The sequence below is a fragment of the Halolamina salina genome (assembly GCF_054653455.1).
Genome location: NZ_BAAIGE010000002.1, coordinates 1,945,335 through 1,965,838 on the forward strand (window position 1 = coordinate 1,945,335; position 20,504 = coordinate 1,965,838).

Genomic DNA, 20,504 nt, shown 5'->3' on the forward strand with positions numbered 1-20,504 from the left:
GCGTTGTGTGCAAGCGCCCCTCACAGCCGAGGCAGACTTTTTCAGTTCCCCGCCGTCCACCCGAGTATGTTCCCCGCAATCATCGAGACCGAGCGACTCCGGCTGGAGCCGCGGACGCCCGAGTACGTCGACGTGCTCGAACTGTACGACCACTGCCGGGCGGACCACCCACACATCGACGAGATCACCGAGTACCTGCCGTGGGAGCCACACCCCCACCCGAAGGAGACTGCGGAGTTCCTCGAACGCGGCGCGTCGATGCGCGAGGAGCACGAGGGTGCCGACTACGTCATCCGACCCAAGGAGGGCGAGGACGGGGCGGGCGAGATCGCCGGCTTCGGCGGCCTCACGCTCGACTGGGAGACCGACAGCGCCGAACTCGGGACGTGGTTCCGCAAGCCGTTCTGGGGCCGTGGCTACTCGGGCGAGCGCGCGCTGGCGCTGGCGGAGCTAGCGTTCGAACACCTCGATATCGAGGTGCTGACGGTGACCCACGACGCCGACAACGAGAAGTCGGAGCGGGCGATCGAGAAGTACATCGATCGCATGGGCGGCCGCCGCGAGGGGACGCTGCGGAACTTCCACAACGACGGCGACAGCCCGGTCGACGCCGTGCGCTACAGCATCACGCAGTCGGAGTATCGCGACGCCGACCCCGACCAGGAAGTGACGTTCCGCGACGGGGACGGGGAGGCGTGGCCGTGAACGGACTGTTCCCCGAGACGGTGCTGACTGACCGCCTGCGGCTGGAGCGGCTGGGCCCCGAGAACCCCGGCCCGTCGACGTTCTACGAACACACCCGGGAGGCGGCGCCCGACATCGAGGAGACCACGGAGTACGTCTCCTGGAGCCCGAACCGGACGCCGGCCGCGGGCGTCGAGTTCCTCGAGAACGCCGCCGAGTCCTGGGAAGCCGGCGAGGGGGCGACGTACGTCGTCCGGCCCCGCGAGGGCGAACCGAATGCGGGGGCGTTCGCCGGCACGACCGGACTCGGGCTGGACTGGGACCGAGACCGGGGCGAGCTCGGAATCTGGCTGCGAAAGCCGTTCTGGGGGCGGGGGTACTCCGGCGAACGGGCCGACGCGCTGCTGGCGCTGGCGTTCGAGCGGCTCGACCTCGAACTGGTCGGCGTCTCCCACCTCCCGGAGAACGAGAACTCCGAGCGCGCGATCACGAAGTACGTCGAGCGCCACGGCGGCCGGCGCGCGGGACGGTTCCGGAACCGCCTCGCCGACAGCGACGGCGCCGTGCACGACGCGGTCGAGTACTCCGTGAGCCAACGGGAGTGGCGCGCGGCCGACGGCGCCGAAACCGCAGTCGAGTTCCGGTAGATCCCCTCAGAGCTCCCGGGCGACCATCTCGCCCCAGTGCTCGAAGCCGTGGCGCTCGTAGAACGCACCCGCCCGATCGTTCTCCCGATCCACGTCGAGCACGAGTCGATCCAGTGGGAGGTCCTGCTCCCGGGCGAGATCGACGGCGGCGTCCATCAGGTCGTCGGCGACGCCGGTCCCGCGGTGGGCGGGCGCGACGTAGATCTCGTTCAGCACCGCCGCGTCCCAGATGAACCGGTGGGACTCGGGCAGGACGAACACGTAGCCGGCGACGCCCTCCTCGTCGAACGCGACCGTGACACACCGCGAGTCGGCGTCGACGCAGCGCTCGACCCAGTCGAACCACTCCTCACGGTACTCGCGATCGAGCTTCCCCTCGTACTTCGTCTGTTTCTCCTCGCCACCGGTGCCGCTGCCGAGGCCGAGTTCGAAGGCGCGCTTGCAGTCCCACAACCCCTCCGCATCCCCGGGTTCGTACGGGCGGATCTCCATGGGCGTGGTGGCGCCCGACCGCTGTTGAGGCTATCGCTCTCGCGAGTCCGGGCGCCTGCGGTTCAGCGCCCGCGGGTCTGCCACGAGCGCACGCTCACCGTCGTCGCCGAGATTCCGACGAGCATGAGCTGCCAGCCCGCGGTCACCAGCGGGAACACGCGTTCGACCGGCCCCTGATCCTCCTGCCACGGAGTCGGGTCCGCACCGGTACTGTACCGCGTATTGTCGGTGGTCGACGGCCGCGAAGTCTCCTCGGGCGTCGGCGAGAGGTCGACGAACGTCTGGACGATCCCCTCCGTCGTCGAGAGCTTCAGTTCGCCGTCGACCGTGTAGAACTGGTCGTGGAGCGGCCAGAGGGCGTTGACGCCGTTGGTGACCATGTCCGGCAGGATCCCCCCGGCGAGCAGCGCGACGACCGCGACGCCGGCGACGTAGGGCGCGTTCGCCCCCCAGTGCTTCCGGAGCCACGAACGGTCCCGGTGGCCGTCGGCGTACACTGCGGCACCGAGCAGCGCGGGGAGGACGAGCGTGTGGAGCGCGGATCGGTGGGCGCCCGCGATCACCGGGGCGAGAAAGGAGTCCAGATCGGGGACCGCGGCGGCGACCAGCACGACCGCGATGGCTCTCGGCGTGAACCGATCGCCCAGCAGCGCGGCGCCGACGAGGCCGCCGACGGCGACGTGGACCAGCGTCGAGGGCACGCGTGTGGGTGAGCGACACACGGGTATAGCGTTTGTGTCGGCCGCGGCGACGACCAACAGCCCGCGTGGGTGGCGGCGCGACAGGACAGCGTTCAAGGGTCACTCGCCCCCTCGGAGGGGTATGGACGAACTCGACACGCCGGTGCTGGACAACCACCTCCACCTCGACCCCGAGCACGGACAGGGGATGGACGCCGTCCGGGACTTCGAGCGACTGGGCGGCACCCACCTGCTCGTGGTGAACAAGCCCTCGTGGCACCTCGGGCCGGTGCCGAGCGAGCAGGGCGACTTCCGGCGGGCGTTTGAGGCGACGCTCGACGCCGTCGCCGACGCGAACGAGATCCTGCCCGGGAAGGCGTGGCCCGTGCTGGGCGTGCATCCCGGGCTGATCAGCCACCTGCTCGATGAGGGGTACAGTCCGGAGGAGGCCCGGGACCTGATGCAGTCCGGGCTGGATCTCGCGGCGGAGTACGTCGACGACGGGCACGCGCTGGCGCTCAAGACCGGGCGCCCCCACTACGAGGTCAGCGACGCGGTGTGGGACGCCTCGAACGCGGTGCTCAAACACGGACTGGAACTGGGCGCCGAGCACGATTGCGCCGTCCAACTCCACACCGAGGGGACCGACGACCTGACCGAGGTCGCCGAGTGGGCCGAAGCGCGCGGGCTGCCGGCCGAGAACGTGGTGAAGCACTACGCCGGCGGCGAGCTCGCGGGGCCGACGCCGAGCGTGATGAGCGAGAAGGAGCGCCTGCTGACGGCCGCCGAGGCGGGCGAGCCGTTCCTGATGGAGACGGATTTCGTCGACGACCCGGACCGGCCGGGCGCGGTGCTGGGACCGAAAACCGTCCCGCGGCGCGTTCGGTGGCTGCTGGCGGAGGGCCACGACGACGCGGTTGCGACCGCCCACGTCGAGACGCCGAAAGACGTGTACGGCATCGACACCGAGGCGACACTCGACCGGGACGAGTAGCCCGCTCGTCCGTGTTACAGGGTATCTCGGTCGGTGTAGCCGATAGGAAAACCCTTTGCGTCGTGGGGGAGCACATGGGGGCATGACCGACGAAGACGAGCCGGTGGAGACGTTCTACACCGAGGAGCGCTGGCAGAACTGGATCGACCGCCTACGGGAGGAGGACTTAGACCTCGAAGATGAGGACTCCGCGCGGCTCCTGATGAACCTCCAGGAGGACACCGCCATCGCGGTCGCGAAGGTGATCGAATCCTACGAGGACGGTACGATCGACGAGGAGCGCGCCCACGACGAACTCACGGAGATGCAGGAGATCGTGCTCGCCGAGGCGCCCCTCGAGAACGAGGAGAAGGCGATGCTGGTCGAGAGCGTCCAGATGAGCCTCGAAGTCGTGTTCTACGCCGCCCAGGAGTACATCGCCGCGGGGGCGGCCGATGAGGCGAGCGTCGAGGAGTACATCGAGGCCGCCGCCGACGCCGAGGCCGAGGAGGACATCGACACCGCGGTCGGCTACATCGTCCAAGCCGGGACGCGTGTGATCGACGGCGACGAGATTGATCCCGCGCTGGCCGACGAGATGGAGTACGGGCTGGTCGCGGAGTGGGTAAACGGGCTGGAGTCGCTGCAGAACGCGCTGGCGTCCCCCGAAACCGTCGAAGAAGAGGACTGACGGCGCACCTTTTTGCGTGACCAGCGTTTGGGTGGGGGTATGGAGTTCCGGGGTGACGACAGGGGGCAGTCCGTCCAAGTCGGGGCGATACTGCTGTTCGGCATCCTGATCGTCCTGCTGGCGACGATCCAGACGACGGTCATCCCGGGACAGAACGCCGCCGTCGAGTTCGACCACAGCCGGGCGGTCCAGTCGGACATGCAGGACCTCCGGAACGGGCTGTTACGAGCCAGCAGCGGCGACGCCGTGCCGACGCGGGTGAAACTCGGGACGACGTACCCGAGCCGGCTGTTCTTCGTCAACCCGCCGCCGGCGGCGGGCCGGCTCCGGACGGTCGGCAACGAGGAGTCGGCGATGAACGTCACCGTCGCCAACGGGAGCGGGCGCGTGACCGTCGTCAGCGACTACGAGAACGCCCGAGAGTACTGGGCTGCCGCCTCCGGGGCTGGCGTCTACAACACTTCGGGGATCGAGTACGTGCCGAACTACGCTCAGTACGACGGGGCGCCGACGACCGTGTACGACAACAGCGTGCTGTTCAACACGTTCGACAACGGCGCCAACCGGACGCTCACCGGCCAGCGCTTGGTGCAGGGGAACACGATCGACCTGCTCGCGCTCCGTGGCGATCTGGCGGAGGGCGGCACCGGTACCGAGACGGTCGACGTGGAGACGCTGAGCGAGCAGCGACGGACTGTAACCGTCAACAGTAGTGCGACCGACCCGCTGTACCTCAACGTCACCTCGCGGCTCTCGGCGGAGGTGTGGAACGACGACCTGCTGGGGAGAACTGCGGTCGCCACCGACACCGGACCCGTGACCGTCGACGGGACCGAGTACCACCGGATCTCGATCAGGCTCGACGAGGGGAGCTACCGCCTTCGCGCCGGCGCTGTCGGCGTCGGCGCGGTGAGCGACACGGTACGCAATCGGTCCACCGAGCCAGCGTACATGGTGGTGACCGACGGGTACGACGTAGTCTCGAACGGGAGCGACGAAACAGGCTCGATCACCGTCGAAGTTCGCGATCGGTTCAACAACCCCGTCACCGGCGCTCAGGTGAACGCGAGCGCCGACGGGAGCTACCTCCAACTCCTGGCGGACGGGAGCGAAACCAACACGACGACGATCCGGACCGACGCCGAGGGGCAGGCGACTGTCGAGTACACCGGCGTCGCGCCCACGAGGGGGGACGCGTGGCTGAACGTCAGCATCGGTAACGAGACCTACGAGGAGTCGGTGTTCGAGGACCTGGCCGTGCCCGAGTTCGCCGTCGGTGGCGGTGACGGCGGCGGTCTCAACCCGGGAACGACGGGAGACCTGATTCTGGACGACGCGTCCAACCCGAACGGGAACAACGTCGATCTGACGTTCAACAACACGATCGGCACACAGGTGAACATCACCACGATCAGACTGAACTTCTACTACTACTCGGGTGGTGGATCCGGGCCTACCGTCGCGAACAGTGTAACCGCCGACGGTACCGAGCGGGCCACGAACGTCGAGATCGGCGGAGACTACCGATCGCTCAGCCCCTCTATCGTCGTGCAACCCAACGACACCGGGACGACGTTCAGGCTAACGTTCGATCGGAGTCCCTCGTCGAGCGGTGGGAACCGCGACTTCTTCGTGTTGAGCCTCGTGTTCGAGGTCGACGGAACCCAGTACCGAGAGACCTACTTCGCGGGACTCTAACGATGTCCACTCGCGCGCAGTCGGAGTCGATCGGCATCATCCTCCTCACCGCAGTCGTCGTCGTCACCGTCGGTACGGCCGGCAGCATCGTGCTCGCCGACGTGGGCGGCGAGGAAACGACGCGGGCGGATCTCTCGGTCGAGATCGCCGACGAGGGCGTTTCGGTCGCCCACAACGGCGGCGAGTCGGTCGCGTTCGACGACCTCCGGGTCGTCGTTCGGCACGGGAACGAGACATGGCGGCCGCCGATGAACGGGAGCGGGCTCCTCGATAACGACAGTAACGCCCGGTTCGACGCCGGGGAGCGGTGGGTGTGGTCCCAGCCCCTCGACACGAGCGAGATCACCGTCGTGCAGGTCTTCGACCGACGGACGGGGACGCTGCTGGCCGAGGAGCGACGCTACCCGACCGTGGAGTCGTCGCTGACGCCGACGGCGACGCCGAACGAAACCGCGACGGCGACGGTAACGGTCACGTCGACCGGAACCCCAACGGCGACCCCGGCACCGAGTGAAACGGCCACACCGACCGACACCGTGGCACCGACCATCGATACGTCGTGGAAGAGTCAGGTCACTGCCGACCGGAACGCCGACGAGGTGAGGATCAGTTCCCTCACCGTGAGTGACGACCGAAGCCTCGACCGCGTCGAGATAACTGTCAAGCAAGACGGCAGCACTGAGGGGACGAGGACGATCACGAGCGGTGTTTCAGGGACCACATGGAGCGCGTCTTCGCCCGTCGTAGTCAGTCTCAAAAACGTCAAGAACAAGCAGTACACGGTCAGCGTGACCGTCTACGACGCCGCCGGGAACTCGGCGACCCAGACCACGACCGTACAGGGCACGAAGTGACGTTCGACACGCGACGTAACGCCTATCGACAAAGCCAAATAGCGTACCGCCCCATTCCGAGCCATGACCACGGTCGGCATCGACGCCGTCGAGATTTGGGCCGGTAAGTGCAAACTCGACCTCCCGGGGACGTTCGCGCCCGAGAAGGACGAGGACCCCGACAAGTACCGCAAGGGGCTGGGGCTGGAGAACTCCTCGTTCCCGGACGTGTACGAGGACATCGTCACGATGGGCGCCAACGCGGCCAAGCGCCTGATGGACCGCAAGGACCTCGAACCCGACGACATCGGCCGCATCGACGTGGCGACCGAGTCCGCGTTCGACAACTCAAAGCCCGTCTCCACGTACATCGCGGGCTGTCTGGAGGAGGTGTACGACGGCGACTTCCACCACGCCAACAAGGGCGAGCGGAAGTTCGCGTGTATCGCCGGCACGCAGTCGATCGACGATGCGTACAACTGGATCAAGGCCGGCCGGAATCGGGGCCGCTCGGCGATCGTGATCGCGACCGACACCGCACTCTACGCCCGCGGTTCCAGCGGCGAGGCGACCCAGGGCGCCGGCGCAGTCGCGATGCTGATCACCGAGGACCCCAGCCTCGTGGAACTCTCGACGGAGCAGGGGTACGGCAGCGCCGACGAGACCGACTTCCTCAAGCCGAACCAGCAGTTCCCGAGCGTCGACGGCAAGCGCTCGATGCAGGTGTACCTCGCCCGGATGCGCGAGGCCGTCGAGGACTTCGAGTCCGTCGCGTGGGACATGCACCCCGACGACTTCGCGTACATCCCGTTCCACACGCCGTTCCCGGGGATGGTCCGGAAGGCCGGCCTGCTCGGCTACCGGCACATGATCCGCGACACCGAGATCGAGGACGACCTCGCCGACGAGATCGGTCGCCAGCCCCGCGAGGGCGAGTTCGAGGACTGGGACGCCTACGAGGCGGCGATTCAGGAGTACATGGACGACCTCAAGCGGACCGACACGTACCAGTCGTGGTACGCCGACACCATCGACCCGACCCTCTCCATCTCCCGGGAGGTCGGGAACTGGTACACCGGCTCCGTCCACGTCGCCCGCGCGAGCGCGCTCAAGACCGCCGCCGAACAGGGTCGGGACCTCGCCGGCGAGAAGCTGCTCGTCGGCTCCTACGGCTCGGGCGCGCAGGCGGAGATCCACGCCGAGACCGTCGCCGACGGCTGGCTGGAGGAGATCCAACAGCTGAACATCGACGAGCAGCTCGGGGACCGCTACGACCTCGACTTCGAGGAGTACGAGCAGATCCACGACGCCCACAACCACGACATGACCGTCGACGTCGAGGAGTTCACCACGCCGGAGGGCGAGTTCGTGTTCGCCGGCCGCGGCCGGATGAACGAGCGGCTGTACGAGTACGTCGAGTAACCGTCACGAACCGAACCGCGACGCCCTGCCTCACTCGGGCAGGCTGATTTCTCCGCCGTCGGCGTACACCGTCGGCTCGCGGAGGATCCCGTCGAGGTGGATCGGCGCCTCCGTCTCGCCGCCGATCGAGGCGTTGTCGCCGATGGCGATGTGGACCGTGCCGGCGGCTTTCTCGTCGAGCAGCACCGATCCGACCAGTTCGTCGACCCCGACGTTGGTGCCGATCCCGAGCTCCGCGACGTTGGTCGCGGCGTCGCCGACCTCCTCGCGGGCGGCGTCTACGTCCTCCCGAACGCCCTCGTCGGAGATGTGGGTGACGTGGCCGTCCTCGACCTCGAACCGCAGTTCCTGTCCCTCGTCGAGCAGCCCGTGGGGCATCATCGTCCCGTCGACGACGAACGTTCCCTCGGCGCTCTCGGGCGCGACGAACACCTCGCCAGCGGGGAGGTTCGAGAAGCTCCCGGACTCGCGGATCATCCCGGTGTCCTCGTGCCACTCGCGGCCGCCGGCAGTGAACGTGATGTCGGTGCCGGCGGGGCTGGTCACCCGGATTTCCTCGGCGTCTGCGACCTGTTCGAGCACGGCCTCGCAGTGCTCGGCGATCGCCTCGTAGTCGGCGTCCAGCCCCTCGACCATCACGCGCTCGGTGATCCCGGGCAGCGTCGCGCCGCGGGCGCCCGCCTCGCAGGCGGCCGAGCGGGCGCGGGTGTGCGAGAGGCTGCGCGTCGTCGGTGCGAGGAAGGCGTCGGCGGCCTTCATCGCCGCCGCGACCGGCTCGGGCGGTTCCTGTCCGTGCTGGTCGCCCGGCGGGTACTGGAGACACGTCGCGTCGTCGGTGGTCTCGGCGGCTACCTCGTACAGCGCCTCCGCGATGGGGCGGCGCTCGTCGTCGGTCACGATCGCGATCGACTCCTCGGCTCCGAGATCGAGACACTGGTGGATCGCCGTCTCGGCGGCGTTGCGAAGATCGGTCACGGTCCGAGTTCGCCCGAGGGCAGAATAGGTCTTGCGACGGGCGGCAGTCGGGCGGAACCGCCGCCTACTTATCGGCTAGCGCCCCAGGTACGGCCATGATCCAAGTCGGTGTGGTCGGCTACGGCACGATCGGGAAACGCGTCGCCGACGCGGTCGTCGCACAGCGCGACATGGAGATCGTCGGCGTCGCAAAGACTTCGCCCAACTTCGAGGCCGAGGCCGCCGTCTCGAAGGGGTTCGACCTCTACGCGGCTATCGAGGAGCGCCGCGAACTGTTCGACGAGGCCGGTATTCCCGTCGCCGGCGATCTCGACGACCTCGTGAGCACGGCGGACGTGATCGTCGACGCCACGCCCAGCGGCATCGGCGCGCAGAACCGCGAGGTGTACGAGGCCCACGACACCCCCGCGATCTACCAGGGCGGCGAAGACGCCGACGTGGCGGACACGTCGTTCAACGCCCGCGCGAACTTCGAGGACGCGGTCGGCGCCGACCACGTCCGCGTCGTCTCCTGTAACACCACCGGACTCTCCCGGCTGCTCGCGCCGCTTCGCGAGGAGTACGGCGTCGAGAAGTCCCGCGTGACGCTCGTCCGGCGCGGCGGCGACCCCGGCCAGACCGGCCGCGGTCCGATCGACGACATCCTCCCCGACCCCGTCTCGCTGCCGAGCCACCACGGCCCGGACGTGAAGACGATCTTCCCCGACATCGATATCGACACGCTCGGGCTGAAGGTGCCGGCGACGCTGATGCACATGCACTCGGTGAACGTCACGCTGGAGAGCGACGCCGACGCCGAGGAGGTTCGGGAACTGCTCGCCGAGGAGTCCCGCCTGTTCCTGATCCCCGAGTACGCGGGCATCGACGGCGCCGGCAAGCTCAAACAGTTCGCGCTGGACGCCGGCCGCTCCCGCGGGGACATCTGGGAGAACTGCATCTGGGGCGAGTCGATCGCGGTGCGGGGGAACGACCTCTACCTGTTCCAGGCGATCCACCAGGAGTCCGACGTGGTGCCGGAGAACGTCGACGCGATCCGGGCGATCACCGACTCGGCGAGCAAGGCCGAGAGCATCGCGACCACCAACGAGACCCTCGGGATGGGACTCGGTCGGACGTTCGAGCGGTAGGTCCCTACTCGGGGCGGTTCGCTTCCAGCGCCTCGACGGCGACCAGCGGTTCGCCCGTGAGCGCGCGGATGTACGCCCCGCCCGCGATCGAGACGTGCGAGAACGCGGTCTCGTCGAGCCCGTACATCCCGATCGCACGGGAGGTGTCGCCGCCGCCGACGACGGAGAAGCAGTCGGTCTCGGCGATCTGTTCGAGCACCCCGACGGTGCCGTCGGCGAAGCGGTCGTCCTCGAACACGCCCAGCGCGCCTTTCACGAATACCGCCTCGCTGTCGGCGACGATCTCGCGGTAGCTGTCGATCGTCGCCGACCCCACGTCGAGAAACGGCGTGCTCTTCTCGTCGATCTGCCAGAGCGCGATCTCCGCACGCTGGCCGTACTCGTTCTCGTAGGCCAGATCGAGCGGGAGGTGGATCTGATCGCCGCGCTCGTCGAGCACCGAACGGATCGTCTCCTCGTTCTCGGCCCACTGCTCGTCGAAGCGCTCGGAGTCGCCGACGTCGTAGCCGACGGAGTGGCCCGCCGCGCGGAGGAACAGTTCGCCAGCGATGCCGCCGAGACAGAACGCGTCGACCTTGTCGCCGATCGCGTCCATCACCTCGATCACGTCAGTCGCCTTGGTGCCGCCGACGGCCATCGTCACTTGCCCGTCGAACTCGCGGGTGGCGATGGCGGAGTTCGCCTCGTACTCCGTCTCCATCACCCGGCCGGCGTAGGCGGGGAGCGCGTACGGGAAGCCGACGAGCGAGGCGTGACCGCGGTGGGCCGCCGAGTAGGCGTCGTTGACGTAGGCGTCCGCGGCGTCGGCGAGGCGGGTGACCAGCCGCGACCGGGCGTGCTCAGCGGGCTCGCGGTCGGCGAGTTCGTCGTCGTCCATCCGGACGTTGTCGAGCAGCAGCACCTCGCCGGGGGCGGCGTCCTCGATCGCGTCGATCGCCGTCGGCCCGCAGATGTCGTCGACGAACCGCACGTCGTGGTCGAGGTAGTCGGCGAGCACGCCGGCGTGCTGGTCGAGGTGCGTGAAGTCGTCGCGACCGGGGCGGCCCTGGTGGGCCAGACAGATCACCCGGTGGCCGGCGTCGGCCAGCTCGGCGACGGTGCGGGCGTGGCGCTCGAACCGACGGTTGTCCCGGACCGTGCCGTCCTCGACCGGGGAGTTGAGATCGAGACGGACCAGTACCCGCGCCTCCGAGAACCGCTCGTCGAACGCGTCGAGCGTCGCGAAAGAACCCATCGTCGCGCGGTTGGTCGTTGGGACACTTCAAACTGACCGGTTTCGGCGTCCCGACCGGGGAAACCGCACGACGGGGCGGTTTCCCCCGCCGACAGAAGGCTTTTGCCCGGCGCAGGTGTACGAACGTCCATGCGTAGGGACGACCGCGAGGACCCGTTCGGCGACATCTTCGACGAGATCGAGCGGATGATGGGCGGCGGCCCGGAGGACGACGGCGCCGACGCGCACGTCGACGCCTTCGACGAGGGCGACCAGCTCCGGCTCGTCGCTGACCTCCCCGGCGCGGAGAAGGAGGAGATCTCGCTGCAGTGCGACGGGGAGACGCTGACGATCGCCGCCGGCGAGTACCGCGAGCGCGTGCGGCTCCCGACCCGGGTCGACGAACACTCCGCCGAGGCGACGTTCAACAACGGCGTGCTCGAGGTCAGCTTCGAGAAGCTCGACGACGCCGCCGACATCGACCTCTCCTAACTGTTCTCGGCCGTCTTCCGTATCAGCGCCGCCAGCCGGTCGTAAAAGTCCGGCTCGTACTTCGTCGCGTCGTCGACGGTCGGGCGCGCGTTGGTTTCGTTGACCACCAGTCGGTCCTCGGTCTCCAGTAAATCCACCCCGAGGTAGTCGATCCCGAGCACGTCAGCCGCCCGCTCGGCGAGTTCGCGAGCGTCCGGGGGGAGCGAGACGCCCTCGGCGACGGCGCCGCGGTGGACGTTGTGCTTCCACTTGCCCGCCGCGGTCTCGGACTCGGGCAGCCGGCGCTCGACGGCGCCGGCGTACTCGCCGTCGACGATCATCGCCCGGTAGTCCCGGGCGTCCGGGAGGTACTCCTGGAGCAGGAACGAGCGGTCGCCGGTCGCCCGGAAGTCGTGGACGAGGTCGAGATAGTCGGTGACGCCGAGCAGCGAGTCCGGGTCCGCGACGCGGGCGACGCCGACGCCGCGGGTGGTGGAGTTAGGCTTGATAACGAGCTCCTCGGTGTCGGTCCGAGTCTGGAGCGTCTCGGCGGCGTCGGCGACGGCGTCGTCGTCGACGGGGTTCGAGACCAGTGTGGTCTCGGGGGTCGGGACGTCGGCGGCCGAGAGCGCCGCAAGCACCTCTGCCTTGTTGCGTGAGGTGAGGATCGCCTCGCGCCCGTTCACCCACGGGACGCCGAGCGCGGCCGAGACGGCGCCGCCCTCCATCAGGCGCGAGGGGAAGACGAGGCCGGCGTCGACCTCCGGGAGGTCGGGCGAGGAGAGCGAGAGCGCGCGCTCGCTGGCGCGGACGGGAACGACCTCGATGCCGCGCTCGGCGAGGGGGTCGCGGATGCGCTCGAACGTCTCTCGCTGGGTGGCGACGGCGAGCCGGAGCATTACGTCGAGCTTGTTGGGTGGAGTGGGTATAGCTTCGTGGTTCCGGCGTGGTTTGTTTCCGTAGTTTACTCGCCTTCTTGGTGCTGTTAAGTGGGTGATTAGGACGACGACACCGTGAAAGCCCCCGGCCTCTCCGGTCGGTACGCTCGCTGCGCTCCTCGGCTCACTTCGTTCGCCTGCGGTGCTTACTTCGCGTGCCTTCCCGGAGAGACCGGCCCCTTTCAGCCCCACCCGACAGCACAGCCCACAGCCCTCCCCAGCCGACTCACTCGCTCACGTCCGTTCGCTCGTTCGTCCCTCGCGCGCTCGTTCGCGCACGGAGGCGCTCACGTCGCGCGCCACCGCCGACTGCGGTGCGGTAGCGGTGGACGCCTCGCGGCCGGCGACGATCGCCGGCCGCGGGGGAGGGGTGGGGATTCCGGGCTGCGCCGGACCTCGTGTCCGGCGCCGTGCGGTCGCAAGTGGTCAACGATCGGGGTGCTGTTGCGGTTACCGTCTCAGTTGCCAACGATCGGGCTGCTGTCGCCATCGCGGTCGCTGTTTCCGGAGCTACCTACCGAGGGTCGGTTTGCAACGCCGGCGTCCCACACAGAACCTGAATGACGAGCTACCTGACCGAAAAAGACCGAAAATCAGTCCGAGTAGTAGTACTCGCCGTTCCGCTTCTGCTCGCGGTCCTTCTGACTCCCGGGCTTGTTGATCCGCGGCCGGCCGGTTCGCTCGTCGCGGCGGAACGTAATGTCCAGATCCGCGAGGAAGTCGTTCATCCCCGCGCGCATCTCCTGTGGCGGGCGGGCGGTCCCGTGCTCGGCGGGCTCGCCGTCGAACACCATCAGGCGATCCGACAGCAGGTCGATCATGTAGATGTCGTGGTCGATCACCATCGCCGTCGCGTCGTGGTTCTCGGTGTAACGCCGGATCGCCGAGGTGGCCTGCACGCGCTGCTCCACGTCGAGGTGGGCCGAGGGCTCGTCGAGCAGGTAGAGGTCGGCGTCCTCCGAGAGACACGCTGCAATGGCGACGCGCTGGCGCTCCCCGCCGGAGAGGTCGTCGAGGTTCTGCTCCATGATCCCCTCCAGCTGGAGCGGCTGGGCGATCTCGGTGTTCCAGTAGGAGGAGCCGAACTGGTCGGTGATCGAGGAGAGGAACGCGTCGACACGCATCGGCTGGTCGATCTCGATGTACTGCGGCTTGTACGCGATGTCGAGCTGCGTGTCGAGTTCGCCCTCGTCGGGCTCCAGCGCCCCCGTGAACATCTTCGCGAGCGTCGACTTCCCGATCCCGTTCGGGCCGACGACGCCCAGCACCTCCGACTCGTAGATCGTCCCGCCCTCGACGTCGAGCGAGAACTCGCCCTCGCCGTAGGACTTGTGCATGTCGGGGTACTCGACGAGGGGCTGGCCCTTCGTCGCGGCACGCGGGGCGTGCTCCTCGAAGGTGATCTCCTCGGGCCGGATGCGCATGTTCTCGTTGTCGAGGTAGCCCGAGAGGTACTCGTTGATCCCGTTGCGGACCGACTTGGGGTCGGTGACGACGCCGTAGGCCCCAGGCTCCCCGTAGGTGACGTGGAGCGTGTCCGCCAGCAGGTCGAGGATCGCGAGGTCGTGCTCGACGACGAGCATCGAGCGGTCGCCGTCGTCGGCCATCTCGCGGATCAGCCGCGCGGCGGTCATCCGCTGACTGATGTCGAGATACGGCGTGATCTCGTCGAGGAAGTAGAAGTCCACGTCGCGGGCCAGCGTCGCCGCGAGCGCGACCCGCTGGAGCTCGCCGCCGGAGACGGAGTCGATCGGCTGGTCCATCACCGGCCGGATCGAGAGCTCGTCGACGAGGTAGTCGAGTTCGCCCCGCTCGTCGGTCCGTTCGAGCAGCTGTCGGACCTCCCCGTCGAACTGGTTGGGGATCTGATCGACGTACTGGGGCTTGCGTGCGACCTCAACCTCGCCGTCGATCAGCTTCTGGAGGTAGTTCTGGAGCTCGGTGCCGCGATAGCGGTCGAGCACCGACTCCCAGTCGGCCTCCCCCTCGAACTCGCCGAGATTGGGCGTCATCTCGCCGGCCAGTGCGTGGACGGCGGTCGACTTCCCGATCCCGTTCGGTCCGAGGATCCCGGTCACCTTCCCGGGTTCGGGCGTTGGCAGCCCGTAGAGCGAGAACGCGTTGTCACCGTAGCGGTGGACAGGTTCCTCGTCGAGCTCGTTCGGGAGGTTGATGATCTCGATGGCGTCGAACGGACACTTCTCGACGCAGATCCCGCAGGACTCGCCCAAACAGATCTCCTCGGAGATGTGGATCTGGTCGGGGTCGCCCTCGTCGGCCTCCTCGCCCCGGAGCGTGATGCACTCCTTGCCCGTCCGGTTGGGCGGGCAGAAGTTCTGGCACTCGTAGTTGCATCGGTCGGGCTGGCAGCGGTCCAGGTCCACGACCGCGATACTGTCGCTCGACATCAGAAGCTCACTCCGGTCGAGAGCACCACGGTGTAGCTCAGGAACCAGAGCGCGAACGTCATGAACGCGACGTAGAGGTTGTCCTTGATCCCGAACTCGCCGACGTCGACGCCGATCGCGTAGAGGATCGGCTGCTGGACGATCACGAACGCCGCGACGACCGCCAGCTGGGTCGTCATCCCCACCGACCCGGGGTCGGTGAACACCATCGCGCTCACGACGGTCGCGACCACGCCGGCCAGACAGGCGAGGGTCGTGACGGTCACCCCGCGGACGTGGTCCGAAAGCCCGCGAGAACTCTCCGTAGCCATAGAACCGACTCCGTGACGCGCCGACAAAAGGGGTTCGCTTGGGTCCCAAGCCGTGCTGGGGTGCGTCACCAGTCCACGAAGATTTATGGCGATGGGCAGTTTCGATCCGAAACGATGACCGAGACAGACGAGGAGGCCCTTGACGACCTCCCGCCAAGCGCCAAGCTCGTGTTCAAAGTACTCGAGTACGACGGTCCGCTGACCCAGAAGGGGATCGTCGAGGAGTCGATGCTCTCCGCACGGACGGTCCGGTACGCCCTCGAACGGCTGGAGGGGATCGGCGTCGTGGACGAGGACGTCTACTTCGCCGACGCCCGCCAGAACCTCTATCAGCTGAACCCCCCCGAACCGATGCAGGCCGACGGCGGCGCCGACGCCTGCTCGGGGCAGGCCGACTGATCGTCTCGACGGCTACTGGTAGCCCTCCGTCATCCGCTCGACGTACTTCGCCACCACGTCCACCTCCAGGTGAACCGGATCGCCGACCGACTTCTCCGACAGCGTCGTGATCTCCCGGGTGGCCGGGATGATCGCGACCTCGAAGGACGATTCGTCGCGTTCGGCGACGGTGAGGCTGATGCCGTCGACCGCGATCGACCCCTTCGAGACGACGTACTGGCTGACCGCTTCGGGGAGCGAGAACGTGTATCGCCAGTCCTCGCCCACCTGCTCGATCGCCTCGACCGTCGCCGTGGTGTCGACGTGGCCCTGTACGACGTGACCGTCGAAGCGCCCGTCCGCCGGGAGCGCGCGCTCGACGTTGACCGCGTCGCCGACCGCGAGCTCGCCGAGATACGTCTTCTCGACCGTCTCGCTCGCGAGGAACACTTCGAACCACTCCTCGTCCGTGTCGAACGCCTCGACGGTGAGACAGACGCCGCTGACGCTGATCGACTGCCCGTGGTGGAGGTCGTCCAGTCCCGGCGCCGCGACGGTGAGGCGCCGCCCGTCCGCAGTCTCCGTCACGTCGGTGATCTCGCCCGTCCGCTCGACGATTCCGGTGAACACGCCCTGCACTCCGCGCTGGCGTCTCAAGAGCGTTTCCACTCCCAGTTCTGTGGCGGGAAGGTTTTGCCCGCCGCCCGCCTACGGCGGGGCGATGCGACTGGGACTGCTGGAGACCGTGGGCGTGGCAGGCAGCCTCGTGTTCGCGATCCCGCTGGGGATCTACGCCGCCGAGCGACTGCTGGGTGGCGATCTCGTGGTCGGCGGCGCCTTCCTCGGCGTCGCGATGCTGATGGTGCTCCTCCCCAAGTACCTGACCACGCCCGGCGACCTGCCGGGGATGGCCGCCGAGCGGGCGGTCGAGGGCGTCGTCAGCGATCCCACGGAGTCCGACGAGGAGGAGTAGACCGAGCGAGGGTACGATCGCCGTTCGAGATGGCTGACAGACGGCGCGTCGACGGCGCCGCAGGGGGTGCGCCGTACTCCCGCCCGGACCACCCTGCGGCCGCGTTCAGACCACGGGGAGGCTGGTCGCGCTCTCGTTCAAAAAGTCGAGGCCGTTACTCGGGTGATACCGGCGTGAACCGAACCGGATAGCTCGCCAGCCGTTCGAAGCCGTTCTCGGTGACGGCGACGAGGTCTTCGATCCGGACGCCGCCGATTTCGGGGTCGTAGACGCCGGGCTCTATCGTGACCACGTTACCCGGTTCCAGCGGCGTCTCGGCCCGGAGCGACGGCCGCTCGTGGAGGCTGACGCCGACGCCGTGGCCCACGCCGTGGGTGAGGCCGACCTCGTCCGAGTCGATCCGGAAGCCGTGGGCCGTAAGCTCGGCAGCGGCCTCCTCGTGGACCGTTCCGGCCGTCACGCCCGCCTCGACGTGTTCGAGCGCAGTCTCGTGGGCCTGCTCGACCGCGACGAACGCGCGACGCTCCCAGCCGCCGTCGCTGTCGACGGCGAACGTTCTGGTGAGGTCGCCGTAATAGCCGTGCGGGCCGCGCGGGGAGATATCGAGCAGCACCGTCTCGCCCGGCGCGATGTGATCGACGCCGGTGTAGTGGAGGTCCGCGGCGGTCGGGCCGGCACCGACGACCGTGTTCCCCGCGCCTCTGACCCCGTGGCGAGCTATCTCCGCCTCGACCTCGCGACGGAGCCGTTCGGTCGTGAGCGGGTCGCCCTCGAACAGCAGGTCGTCGCCGTCCGGTTCGGCGGCCGCGAGCACCGCCTCGGCGCGGGCCATCCCGCGGCAGGTGACAGCCTGCACACGGCGGAGGCAGTCGAGTTCGGCCGCCGTCTTCTGCCGGCGGGCGTCGGCGACGACGGTCGTCGATTCGAGTTCGTAGCCGGCGTTTTCGAGGTAGAGTGCGGCGTCGTGCGGGATGCTCGCCGGCGTGAGAACCGTCGAGCCGGCGGAGGAAGCGAGGTCGTCGAGCGCGGCGGCCGCGCGGACGCCCGCGGGATCGCCCTGCCTCGCGGTCCGGATCTCGCGGGCGAGACCGTCCTCGGGCGCGCCGTGGACGAACTCCCGCTGGGCCTGCTCGTCGAACAGCGCCGGCGCGGTCAGTGCGGCCCGGTCCGGTGTCACGACGACGGCGTACGCCCGGTCCGGGCCGCCGAACCGCGAGAGGTAGCGCAGGTCGTCGTCGAAGCGGTCGCCGACGGCGACGAACCCGGCGGCGTCGGCCTCGGCGACCGCTCCCGCGATCGGCGACAGATCGGTCTGTGGGGCGTCGGGGTGGTCCGTGGCGACTTCGGGTGCGCCGGGGGCGAGCGGCCGGCTCACGGCTCCGGTTCCGGCGCCTCCAACGACTCCTGTACCTCGTCGATCAGCTCCGACGGTGGCTCGTCTCTGAGTTCGTCGAACAGCACCACGCTGATCGGCAGCGTCGGCGCGCCGGTGACGAGGTTCTCCATCAGCACCAGGCGTTCGCGCGCCCGGGACATCCCGACGTAGAACACGCGGCGCTCGTTGTCCGTCAGCATCGGGACGGGATCGGTCGTCTTGGTGAACTCCTCGTCGCCCGGGATGTCGAGCCCCTGCTGGTCGGCCTGGGCGGCCATCTGTTCGACCACCTTCTCGGTCAGGTCGGTCGCGACGAACACGTGGTCGGCCTCGCGACCCTTCGCGGAGTGGATCGTGCCGACGCGGACGCGGTCGGGGTCCATCCCCTCGTAGTCGCCCTCGAAGTACGCCTTCATCGACTTGCGCTGGAACGAGGTGATCTTCCGGGCCATGTCCGCCGCGCTACGCGGGTCGGGCATGAACGGCACCACGTCCTCGACGGCGTCGGGCGCGACCGGGATCTCCGCGAGGTCGTCCGTCGCGGACTGCTCCTCGACCTCGTCGATCAGGTCGTAGAGGTCGTCGCGATCGCCGCCGCCGAAGGCGGACTCCTGGAGGATATCCGCCAGCCGCCGCGCTTGGAGCGCGGTGAGTCGCTCGCCGGCCTCGACGGCCTCGATCGCCCGAACGTAGTCGGTCAGCCGGTCGGTCCAGAGCCGCTGGTCGGTCAGCGAGGAGAACGGCATCCCCTCGTCGATGAACTCGTCGACGAAGTCGAACATCTGGTAGCGGGCCCGGAACAGCAGCATCACGCTCCCGTCGCCGTCCTCGCGGGCGTTCTCCTGCTCGATCGTGTGCCGGACGTTCCGCACCAGTTCGAGCATCGACGGCGACTCGGCGGCCTCGACGGTGCCGCCCTCCTTCCGGGGCCGGAGGTCCTTCTCCTGTCGCTTGTCGATGTGCCGGATCTCCTTGTTGACGACGTTGAGCACGCGGGAGGGCAGGCGGTAGGAGTTCGGCAGCACCACGTCCTCGTCGACCTCCTCGTCGAGCAGCAGGTCGGGGTCGGCGCCCTGCCAGGCGTACACGACCTGGTCGTCGTCGCCGGCGATCAGCGCCTTCTCCAGGTGGGGTTTCCACTCCTCGTACACCTTCGACTGCAGCGTCGTGATGTCCTGGAACTCGTCGATGATCAGGTAGTCGACGTTGGGCTGGAGCGAGCGCTGGGCGACGCGTTCGAGCATGTCGGCGAAGCCGATGACGCCGTTCTCCCCCTTGTAGCTGCGCCAGCCGCGGATCGCCTCGGGCACGTCGAGGCGGTCGTCGTCGGAGGGCCACGTCGGCGTGTACTTGTTCCCCTCCTGTGCGTTGGGGTCGATGTCCGGCGGGAGGCGGACCTCCTCTACGTCCCACTTGAACGGCACATCGTACCAGTCGGCAACGTCGCGGTCGGTGCGCTGGAGCCACTGGGAGGTGGCGATCACCTTGTTGCCCAGCGTCGTCGATCGCGCGGTCCGTCGGCCGGCGCCGGACTTCTCGTCCTCGTACTCGACGCCGTACTCCTCACAGAACTCCTCCTTGTCGCTCTCGCCGACCACGTCGCCCCGCGAGAGGTCGAGCAGCTCGTACGCCTTCGCGTGCATCGTACAGACGTTGCCCTGTAGCGCCCGCGGCGTCGTGTCGAGGCGCTCGGCGAGCCGCTCGCGGATCTCCGCGGCGGCGGCGCGAGTGTAGGAGACCACGAGCACGTCCCGAACGGTGACGTCCTCGTCCTCGAGCAGCTCCTCCACCCGATCGAGGAGGGCCGTCGTCTTCCCGCTCCCGGGGCCGCCGAACAGGCGCGTGACGTGCGCGTCCGTCTCGGTCATTGGAGGTTACAAGGACCCATCCCCCATAAGGGAGTGGGTTCGCGAGAAAGGCGAGAACGGAGCGTCCGTGGCTCAGGGCCGCCAGCCACAGACCGAACACTCCACCGCGTTGGACTCGTGAAGGCCGCCGCAGTCCGGACACTGTTTCTTGTTGTAGGACTCCTCCCATCCCCGTGTGTCGTGCCCACGGTCTTCGAGGAACTCGTCGAACAGTTCGTCGGCGGAGTGCTGCTCTGACGTCGCCATGCATGTCACAGTATGCCACACGACTAAGTAAATCTTGTGCCCCTATGCCACACCCCCTCCGCGTCGACGCTCCCCCCACCGGCGTCGACGGCGCGGGCCGC

22 protein-coding genes are annotated in these 20,504 nt (G+C 68.4%); 11 read left to right on the forward strand and 11 right to left on the reverse strand.

Annotation, left to right across the window (positions count from 1 at the left end; genetic code table 11):
- The first annotated feature begins 66 nt into the window (after window positions 1-66).
- Together ACYQZ5_RS10455 and ACYQZ5_RS10460 are read left to right on the forward strand one after the other, a co-directional pair.
- Entirely contained in the window at window positions 67-705 is a 639-nt protein-coding gene (locus ACYQZ5_RS10455; protein ID WP_379730911.1) for a GNAT family N-acetyltransferase, read from the forward strand.
- A complete protein-coding gene (locus ACYQZ5_RS10460) occupies window positions 702-1,331 on the forward strand; it encodes a GNAT family N-acetyltransferase (RefSeq protein WP_379730912.1) in 630 nt (209 codons plus the stop codon). The genes ACYQZ5_RS10455 and ACYQZ5_RS10460 overlap by 4 nt, the downstream gene beginning before the upstream one ends.
- 6 nt (window positions 1,332-1,337) lie before the next feature.
- On the opposite strand, the gene ACYQZ5_RS10465 is transcribed toward ACYQZ5_RS10460, so the two are convergent.
- Together ACYQZ5_RS10465 and ACYQZ5_RS10470 are read right to left on the reverse strand one after the other, a co-directional pair.
- On the reverse strand, window positions 1,338-1,823 hold the full coding sequence (locus ACYQZ5_RS10465; protein ID WP_379730913.1) for a GNAT family N-acetyltransferase: 486 nt from the start codon (window positions 1,821-1,823) through the stop codon (window positions 1,338-1,340).
- A 62-nt stretch (window positions 1,824-1,885) separates the two neighbouring features.
- Window positions 1,886-2,524: a metal-dependent hydrolase gene (locus tag ACYQZ5_RS10470; RefSeq protein ID WP_379730914.1), complete on the reverse strand. Its 639-nt coding sequence runs from the start codon at window positions 2,522-2,524 to the stop codon at window positions 1,886-1,888.
- Between the two features lie 121 nt (window positions 2,525-2,645).
- On the opposite strand from ACYQZ5_RS10470, the gene ACYQZ5_RS10475 reads away from it, so the two are divergent.
- The 5 genes from ACYQZ5_RS10475 (at window position 2,646) to hmgB (ending at window position 8,120) form a co-directional block, all read left to right on the forward strand.
- The gene (locus tag ACYQZ5_RS10475; protein ID WP_379730915.1) at window positions 2,646-3,497 is read left to right on the forward strand and encodes a TatD family hydrolase; all 852 of its coding nucleotides are present in this window, start codon (window positions 2,646-2,648) and stop codon (window positions 3,495-3,497) included.
- An 82-nt stretch (window positions 3,498-3,579) separates the two neighbouring features.
- The gene (locus ACYQZ5_RS10480) at window positions 3,580-4,167 is read left to right on the forward strand and encodes a DUF2150 family protein (RefSeq protein WP_379730916.1); all 588 of its coding nucleotides are present in this window, start codon (window positions 3,580-3,582) and stop codon (window positions 4,165-4,167) included.
- A gap of 39 nt (window positions 4,168-4,206) precedes the next feature.
- Window positions 4,207-5,865: an Ig-like domain-containing protein gene (locus ACYQZ5_RS10485; RefSeq protein WP_379730917.1), complete on the forward strand. Its 1,659-nt coding sequence runs from the start codon at window positions 4,207-4,209 to the stop codon at window positions 5,863-5,865.
- Window positions 5,866-5,867: 2 nt separating this feature from the next.
- Window positions 5,868-6,719: a type IV pilin domain-containing protein gene (locus ACYQZ5_RS10490; protein ID WP_379730918.1), complete on the forward strand. Its 852-nt coding sequence runs from the start codon at window positions 5,868-5,870 to the stop codon at window positions 6,717-6,719.
- Between the two features lie 63 nt (window positions 6,720-6,782).
- Window positions 6,783-8,120: a hydroxymethylglutaryl-CoA synthase gene (hmgB, locus tag ACYQZ5_RS10495; protein ID WP_379730919.1), complete on the forward strand. Its 1,338-nt coding sequence runs from the start codon at window positions 6,783-6,785 to the stop codon at window positions 8,118-8,120.
- A gap of 30 nt (window positions 8,121-8,150) precedes the next feature.
- Here hmgB and ACYQZ5_RS10500 read toward each other — a convergent pair whose 3' ends face one another.
- Window positions 8,151-9,095: an aminopeptidase gene (locus ACYQZ5_RS10500; RefSeq protein WP_379818607.1), complete on the reverse strand. Its 945-nt coding sequence runs from the start codon at window positions 9,093-9,095 to the stop codon at window positions 8,151-8,153.
- Window positions 9,096-9,190: 95 nt separating this feature from the next.
- On the opposite strand from ACYQZ5_RS10500, the gene ACYQZ5_RS10505 reads away from it, so the two are divergent.
- Window positions 9,191-10,222, forward strand: a complete 1,032-nt coding sequence (locus tag ACYQZ5_RS10505) for a type II glyceraldehyde-3-phosphate dehydrogenase (protein ID WP_379732058.1) — start codon at window positions 9,191-9,193, stop codon at window positions 10,220-10,222.
- A gap of 4 nt (window positions 10,223-10,226) precedes the next feature.
- On the opposite strand, the gene ACYQZ5_RS10510 is transcribed toward ACYQZ5_RS10505, so the two are convergent.
- Entirely contained in the window at window positions 10,227-11,456 is a 1,230-nt protein-coding gene (locus ACYQZ5_RS10510; RefSeq protein WP_379732057.1) for a phosphoglycerate kinase, read from the reverse strand.
- Window positions 11,457-11,585: 129 nt separating this feature from the next.
- Between ACYQZ5_RS10510 and ACYQZ5_RS10515 the strand changes: the two genes are divergently transcribed.
- Window positions 11,586-11,927 carry an Hsp20/alpha crystallin family protein gene (locus ACYQZ5_RS10515; RefSeq protein WP_053947354.1) on the forward strand — a complete coding sequence of 114 codons (342 nt, stop codon included), beginning with the start codon at window positions 11,586-11,588 and terminating at the stop codon, window positions 11,925-11,927.
- On the opposite strand, the gene ACYQZ5_RS10520 is transcribed toward ACYQZ5_RS10515, so the two are convergent.
- The 3 genes from ACYQZ5_RS10520 to ACYQZ5_RS10530 form a co-directional block, all read right to left on the reverse strand.
- The gene (locus ACYQZ5_RS10520; RefSeq protein WP_459846113.1) at window positions 11,924-12,805 is read right to left on the reverse strand and encodes an ATP-grasp domain-containing protein; all 882 of its coding nucleotides are present in this window, start codon (window positions 12,803-12,805) and stop codon (window positions 11,924-11,926) included. The two genes, ACYQZ5_RS10515 and ACYQZ5_RS10520, sit on opposite strands and share 4 nt — an antisense overlap.
- A gap of 632 nt (window positions 12,806-13,437) precedes the next feature.
- Window positions 13,438-15,252: a ribosome biogenesis/translation initiation ATPase RLI gene (locus ACYQZ5_RS10525; protein WP_379731879.1), complete on the reverse strand. Its 1,815-nt coding sequence runs from the start codon at window positions 15,250-15,252 to the stop codon at window positions 13,438-13,440.
- Window positions 15,252-15,563 (reverse strand): EMC6-like membrane protein, encoded by a 312-nt coding sequence (locus ACYQZ5_RS10530; protein WP_379731878.1) that lies wholly within the window; start codon window positions 15,561-15,563, stop codon window positions 15,252-15,254. The genes ACYQZ5_RS10525 and ACYQZ5_RS10530 overlap by 1 nt, the downstream gene beginning before the upstream one ends.
- Before the next feature lie 114 nt (window positions 15,564-15,677).
- Between ACYQZ5_RS10530 and ACYQZ5_RS10535 the strand changes: the two genes are divergently transcribed.
- Window positions 15,678-15,962, forward strand: a complete 285-nt coding sequence (locus tag ACYQZ5_RS10535; protein ID WP_379731877.1) for an ArsR family transcriptional regulator — start codon at window positions 15,678-15,680, stop codon at window positions 15,960-15,962.
- A gap of 12 nt (window positions 15,963-15,974) precedes the next feature.
- On the opposite strand, the gene ACYQZ5_RS10540 is transcribed toward ACYQZ5_RS10535, so the two are convergent.
- Window positions 15,975-16,571, reverse strand: a complete 597-nt coding sequence (locus tag ACYQZ5_RS10540) for a riboflavin synthase (RefSeq protein WP_379731876.1) — start codon at window positions 16,569-16,571, stop codon at window positions 15,975-15,977.
- A 91-nt stretch (window positions 16,572-16,662) separates the two neighbouring features.
- Here ACYQZ5_RS10540 and ACYQZ5_RS10545 point away from each other — a divergent pair, with 91 nt between their 5' ends.
- Window positions 16,663-16,914 carry a DUF7533 family protein gene (locus ACYQZ5_RS10545; RefSeq protein WP_379731875.1) on the forward strand — a complete coding sequence of 84 codons (252 nt, stop codon included), beginning with the start codon at window positions 16,663-16,665 and terminating at the stop codon, window positions 16,912-16,914.
- Window positions 16,915-17,068: 154 nt separating this feature from the next.
- Here ACYQZ5_RS10545 and ACYQZ5_RS10550 read toward each other — a convergent pair whose 3' ends face one another.
- From ACYQZ5_RS10550 to ACYQZ5_RS10560, 3 genes are all read right to left on the reverse strand, one after another.
- The gene (locus ACYQZ5_RS10550; RefSeq protein ID WP_459846119.1) at window positions 17,069-18,289 is read right to left on the reverse strand and encodes a M24 family metallopeptidase; all 1,221 of its coding nucleotides are present in this window, start codon (window positions 18,287-18,289) and stop codon (window positions 17,069-17,071) included.
- Window positions 18,286-20,157, reverse strand: a complete 1,872-nt coding sequence (locus ACYQZ5_RS10555; protein ID WP_379732001.1) for a UvrD-helicase domain-containing protein — start codon at window positions 20,155-20,157, stop codon at window positions 18,286-18,288. Before ACYQZ5_RS10555 ends, ACYQZ5_RS10550 begins: the two co-directional genes overlap by 4 nt.
- A gap of 72 nt (window positions 20,158-20,229) precedes the next feature.
- Complete coding sequence (locus ACYQZ5_RS10560; RefSeq protein ID WP_202594637.1) at window positions 20,230-20,403, reverse strand: HVO_0416 family zinc finger protein; 174 nt, start codon at window positions 20,401-20,403, stop codon at window positions 20,230-20,232.
- Window positions 20,404-20,504: the final 101 nt, after the last annotated feature.